The sequence below is a fragment of the Winogradskyella undariae genome (assembly GCF_013285155.1).
Lineage (GTDB): Bacteria > Bacteroidota > Bacteroidia > Flavobacteriales > Flavobacteriaceae > Winogradskyella > Winogradskyella undariae.
Genome location: NZ_JABTEL010000034.1, coordinates 1 through 5,527 on the forward strand (window position 1 = coordinate 1; position 5,527 = coordinate 5,527).

Below are 5,527 nucleotides of genomic sequence, written 5' to 3' on the forward strand. Positions count from 1 at the left end.
TTCTTTTTATAGGTCTTAAATTTAGTGTTTTTATTAAAATGCTAACTTAAGCCGTATATAATTTATTGCTGGCTTCTAGCCTACTTACAGAAATCCTTGCGGATTTTCTATTCGATTTTTATTTGTTAACTTAGTTGCTTAACCACGCAACACCCGAGCGCAGCGAACAGACGAAGTAAACCATACACAAAACCGTTGGCAATCATTTACTCACTCAATCGAAAAATCAAATTTTATGAAAAAAATATTTTATCTACTAAGTATCTTAATCCTATCCTCTTGTGCGAAAGAAGAAAAAGAATATGCTGAAATCACTATAAATTTAGATAACACCGATTTTATTGAAGTAAGCAACCCTTTGGAGGACATATATATTTGGGATATAAAAAATGACACTATTTATCCAAATGAAAAAAATGAATTCTTATTCAAAAAAGAAATAGAATCACCAGAATATATAATAATAAAAATTGGAGAAAAACGCTTAAAATCCGTTCTTATTCCTAATGCTAAAATTGAACTTGCTTATATTGATTCTTCTTTTGTTTTCAAAGGTAAAAACAAAGCAGGTATGAATTTACTAAACGAATTCAAAAGACCTTACTTCGATGTAAATGAATCTAGTAAGTACCAATCCGACACTACATCTTTTCAGATTACACAAAAAATAAAAATACAAAAAGATGAAGAATTAAACAAATTACAAAACCTCATTGATAGTACTAAAATTGAAAAAAGGTTTGCCAAAGTTTTGGAAGATGAAATAAATTATTTCTATGCTTTAAAAACTCAACAGATAATTTTAGGTAAACAATACCAAAAAATTCCGATTAAAAAAGATTTGCTTGAATTGTTCAATAAAACTCTTGAAAATTATCCTTTAGATAATGAATACAAAACAAGTGTTTGGCTAGATTATGCTGATAATGTTTTACTTCAAAAACCTTTATACGAATTACAAGCTGATAGTTCAATTACAAGAGATTCTATCCAAAAGTGGTATAAGAATGACAAATGGATTCCGTTTCAATTTGACTTAATAAACAAATATCAAAACCCTAAAATTGCAGAGAAAGTTTCAGCTAATTATATTATGAACGCTTCAAAGCAAAAGCATTTTGAAAAAAGTCTGATTTCAACTTTTAATAATTTTAAAGACATTTATCCTAACAGTCTTTACTCAAATTACCTTAAACCTGAAATTCAAATAATAGAAGATTATTATCGAAAGATTTCAGGAGAAATGCCAAATGGAGTTGAATTTATAGATGGAAAGAATATTTCATCTATGGAAAAACTTTTAGATAAGCTTCAAGGTGATAACTATTATGTTGATGTTTGGGCAACTTGGTGCGGACCTTGTAAAAAAGAATTTCAACACAATGAAGACCTGAATGTTTTATTAAAATCTAAAGGTTACAAAAAACTTTATATCTCATTAGATAAAGCGGAAATTGAAGATAAATGGAAACAAGACATTATATATTATGACTTAAATGGATTACATATGTTAGCAAGTCAAGAATTCTTCAAACATTTTGCAGAAAATTACACTCTTCAAAAAGGGTATGTTAGTATACCTCAATATCTGATAATAGATGAAAATGGAAATATAGTAACACATAATGCGCCACGACCAAGTAATTTGACAGAACTTGAGAAAATACTAACTGAATAAAAACGTATGCTAACTTAAGCCCTGTATAATTAATTGCTTGGTCACTGCCGACTTACGAAAATTCCTGCGGAATATTCACGGGTTCGTAAAAGTTTACTAATTTAGTGGCGCAACCACGCAACGTTCCTTACACAACAACGTTAGCATACATATGAAAAAAGGCATTCTAAATATGAAATTTACTCCATCTCAACTAATGGAGGTGTCAAGAAAACTTGAAACGAAAGCAGCCGTAGGTTATACTGCTCATGCAACATCAAATAAAGCACATGTAAATCTCAAAGGCATACAAATGGCTTTTGAGGCTACTAAATTTCAAATAGAATTAATTAACGCAAACATACATTAGACATAGTTCAGCTTATATCCTGTTTAATTTGCGAGATATGGGCTATAAAATCTGTTTTATAACGAGTTACCATACATACGAATGAACATTTTCGGATTTAACAAAAAACAGGAATATTCAGGAAAGGATATTCTAAAACAACTTGACAAGTGTGCGGAAGATTATACCTTTCCAATGCTTGACAATGGGTATATTTATCCTGTTCATTCTAAATTGAGTGCGTATCGAGACGAGAAACGTTGGGCTCTAATAATAGAGGTTATCGGATTTAATTATCGTGGTGGTGGACACGATGGAATTAGCAATTGTTTGCACATTTTCGGAAACTGCATAAACACAAAACCAGGAACTGATAATTCAAATTTTTTATATTTTACAGATAATAGTTCTGACTTTCCAACTTTCGATGAGGAATATCTTGAAAGTTTAAATCCTGATGCCAAAACAATGGTATTAAGAGATAAAGAAATAGCACTTAATCATAATCGAGAATTTTATATAAATAAAGGAATTGAAATTGAGGAAAATGATACGATTTTCATTTGGGAATTTATGAGAGGTTTAGAACCTGAATACAATAAAGATTTTGAAGCAACTGAAAAGGAAATTCGAGAACGAATTCCAACGGATTTACCTAAAATTATGGAATTGATGGAATGGAATCATCCTGACTGTGCTGATTCTGAACTTCCGAGTAAAAACGAAACTTTTAAGCAAATAACCAAAGTGTTAGAAACAGGAAAAACGGAATTTTATAAACCAACAAAAAAGCCAAATAATCATTGGAAAAATTGGCCTGACGGAGGAGCGCTTTAAAAGAGTACGTATGGTAACACTGTATAAAAAACATAGGGCGTTTGTGGCTAAACCGAAAGTTCTGTGCATATTAACAAAGTCCGCTAAATATAAAATTTGGCGTTTATAGTAGAAAAGATAAAAGCAAAATATTATATTTAGCTAAGTTATAAACCGAAACTAAAGTGCTTATTAACTGCCCTACGTTTCTTATACGTAGACGTTGTGGGCAATGTAAACAAACCTACGAACAGTCATTACAAACCCCAGACAGAACACAATTTGCATTTTGAACTTCATAGCCATTGGGAAATGAATATTCAACAGGAACTTGCAGGCATTCAATCGTATCACACAATAAACACCGAAAATGAAAATGATGCTGAATAACCTCTTGTGGATTTTCACATTTTTTACAAACCGCAAAATATTGTTTACCGTCTTCTGCAACAATTTTATGTACGACATCATCATCACAAAATCTATTTAAAACCCTATATATAGTTGCCCTATTTATTTTAATATTAATTTGTCTTTCAATAGCATCCTGACTTAAAGCCTTTGTTGAATTTGAGAGCAAATCGAGTATAGCTTCTTTTGTAGGTGTATTCCTTCGATTCATATTTTATTGCGAATAAGTTGCAATAATACAAAAAGATTGTATATTTGATAAAAATACTATTGCGACAAAATCGCATTAAATAAATATAAATGACGAGAAGGGAAATAATTAAACTAATAGGAGCAACAGGTTTAGTACTTACAATACCACAACCGTTATCACTCTTCGCTCAATACAATAACAAAATGGATAAAAAAGAATTTGAAGTAATTATTATTGGTGGTAGTTATGCGGGACTTTCAACTGCAATGAGTTTAGGACGCTCATTGAGAAATACATTGATAATAGATGCAGGAAAACCGTGTAATCGTCAAACACCACACTCACATAATTTTTTAACTCAAGACGGAAGTACACCAAAGGAAATTTCTGAAATTGCAAAAAGTCAAGTAACAAAATACGACAGTATAAAATTCTATGATGGACTTGCAATTAGCGGACAAAAAAGTAATAAAGGATTCGAAATCACCACTTCAAAAGGAGATATTTTTACAGCAAAAAAATTGGTTTTAGCTACAGGAATAAAAGACTTAATACCAGATATAAAAGGGTTTTCTGAATGTTGGGGTATTTCAGTTGTGCATTGCCCATATTGTCACGGATACGAAATAAGAAACAAGAAAACTGCTATTATTGCAAATGGAGAAAGAGCATTTCACCTTGCTTCTTTAGTGAATAATTTAACCCAAGAAATAACAATTCTCACTTCGGGAACAAAAGATTTTGATGAAAACCAGCTCAAAAAGTTAAAACAGTATCAAATTCAAATTATAGAAAAAGAAATTTCTGTAATAGAACATCAAAATGGACAATTGGAAACAATTGAATTTAAAGATGGTAGTTCGGAAAACTTTGATTGTGCCTATGCTTCTATTCCTTTTGAACTTAATTCAAACATACCAAAAGAATTGGGGTGTAATCTCACAGAACACGGACATATTGAAGTGAATTTTATGCAAAAAACTACAGTAGAAGGTGTTTTTGCTTGTGGTGATAATAGCACAATGATGCGTTCAGTTGCTATAGCAGTTTCTAGCGGAAACATTTCAGGTGCAATAATCAATAATGAACTTACACAAGAGCGTTTTTAATATGGTAGAAGTATTTATAACCAACGTAAAATCAGAATGTCTCTCAAAAGAAATTCTACAACTTTTGGAAAACGAATATCCTAAACTTGAATCTAATTTTGACTTGGAGGATTTCAATAAACCATATCCTTGTGGCCATTCCATATTAAGAATTGAAGGAAAAATAATTAATATAAAATCAATATCTAAACGACTAAAAAGTAAAGGAATTGAATGTGAATTATTAGAAGATAAAATTTGTGTATAGTATGACAGAGTTTTGGGAAAAAGCATTTAACAACAAACAAGAAATGTGGGGTAATAATCCAGCAAAATCTGCTTTACTAATAAAAGACTTCTTTCTGGAAAAATCTGTAAAGAACATTCTAATTCCAGGAATTGGTTATGGACGAAATGCACAACCATTTATAGAAAGCGGATTAAACGTAAGCGGAATTGAGATTTCCAAAACTGCCATTGATCTAGCTAGAAAACATTATGGGATTGATATAAACATTTTTAACGGTTCTGTAACCAAAATGCCTTTTAACAATAAAAAATATGATGGAATATTTTGTTATGCTCTCATCCATTTATTGAACAGCGAAGAAAGGAAAAAACTAATCCAAGACTGCTACCACCAACTAACTAAAAACGGGTTTATGGTTTTTACTGCTATAACCAAAAACACCTCTCAATATGGACAAGGAGAATTGATAAGTAAAGACCGTTACGAAATTCATAAAGGAGCGAAAATATTTTACTATGATCAAGAATCAGTCAAAACAGAATTTGAAAAGTACGGACTTTTTGAAATCACAGAAGTAGATGAAAATCAGTCAATGTACCTAATTAAATGCAAAAAAGAATAAAAACACTGCCCACAACAAAGTACTGTGGTAAAAAACAAGTAAAAACTTATTAATTTATTTCTAGAGTACTTCTGTAATTATTATCATAGGTTAGACCAGATTTTGCGATAGCAAAAGCCTGTTTTAAAAGCTTATTACAAA

The 5,527-nt window shown here is 30.8% G+C and carries 6 protein-coding genes; 5 read left to right on the forward strand and 1 reads right to left on the reverse strand.

The features are described 5' to 3' along the window. The first annotated feature begins 235 nt into the window (after nt 1–235). From HSX10_RS18370 to HSX10_RS18380, 3 genes are all read left to right on the forward strand, one after another. Entirely contained in the window at nt 236–1,678 is a 1,443-nt protein-coding gene (locus HSX10_RS18370; protein WP_173589715.1) for a TlpA family protein disulfide reductase, read from the forward strand. Nucleotides 1,679–1,829: 151 nt separating this feature from the next. Next, nucleotides 1,830–2,027 (forward strand): hypothetical protein, encoded by a 198-nt coding sequence (locus tag HSX10_RS18375; RefSeq protein WP_173589716.1) that lies wholly within the window; start codon nt 1,830–1,832, stop codon nt 2,025–2,027. An 81-nt stretch (nt 2,028–2,108) separates the two neighbouring features. After that, nucleotides 2,109–2,843, forward strand: coding sequence for a DUF7003 family protein (locus HSX10_RS18380; RefSeq protein ID WP_173589717.1), 735 nt, complete (start codon nt 2,109–2,111; stop codon nt 2,841–2,843). A 223-nt stretch (nt 2,844–3,066) separates the two neighbouring features. On the opposite strand, the gene HSX10_RS18385 is transcribed toward HSX10_RS18380, so the two are convergent. After that, nucleotides 3,067–3,444 (reverse strand): Fur family transcriptional regulator, encoded by a 378-nt coding sequence (locus tag HSX10_RS18385; RefSeq protein ID WP_173589718.1) that lies wholly within the window; start codon nt 3,442–3,444, stop codon nt 3,067–3,069. An 89-nt stretch (nt 3,445–3,533) separates the two neighbouring features. Here HSX10_RS18385 and HSX10_RS18390 point away from each other — a divergent pair, with 89 nt between their 5' ends. Then, nucleotides 3,534–4,535, forward strand: a complete 1,002-nt coding sequence (locus tag HSX10_RS18390) for an NAD(P)/FAD-dependent oxidoreductase (RefSeq protein WP_173589719.1) — start codon at nt 3,534–3,536, stop codon at nt 4,533–4,535. Between the two features lie 248 nt (nt 4,536–4,783). Continuing rightward, the gene (locus HSX10_RS18395; RefSeq protein ID WP_173589720.1) at nt 4,784–5,386 is read left to right on the forward strand and encodes a class I SAM-dependent methyltransferase; all 603 of its coding nucleotides are present in this window, start codon (nt 4,784–4,786) and stop codon (nt 5,384–5,386) included. Nucleotides 5,387–5,527 lie beyond the last annotated feature (141 nt).

Coding starts and splice junctions, on each gene's coding strand:
- HSX10_RS18375 (WP_173589716.1), top strand. CDS start 1,830: ATGAAAAAAGGCATTCTAAATATGAAATTTACTCCATCTCAACTAATG.
- HSX10_RS18385 (WP_173589718.1), bottom strand. CDS start 3,444: ATGAATCGAAGGAATACACCTACAAAAGAAGCTATACTCGATTTGCTC.
- HSX10_RS18390 (WP_173589719.1), top strand. CDS start 3,534: ATGACGAGAAGGGAAATAATTAAACTAATAGGAGCAACAGGTTTAGTA.
- HSX10_RS18380 (WP_173589717.1), top strand. CDS start 2,109: ATGAACATTTTCGGATTTAACAAAAAACAGGAATATTCAGGAAAGGAT.
- HSX10_RS18370 (WP_173589715.1), top strand. CDS start 236: ATGAAAAAAATATTTTATCTACTAAGTATCTTAATCCTATCCTCTTGT.
- HSX10_RS18395 (WP_173589720.1), top strand. CDS start 4,784: ATGACAGAGTTTTGGGAAAAAGCATTTAACAACAAACAAGAAATGTGG.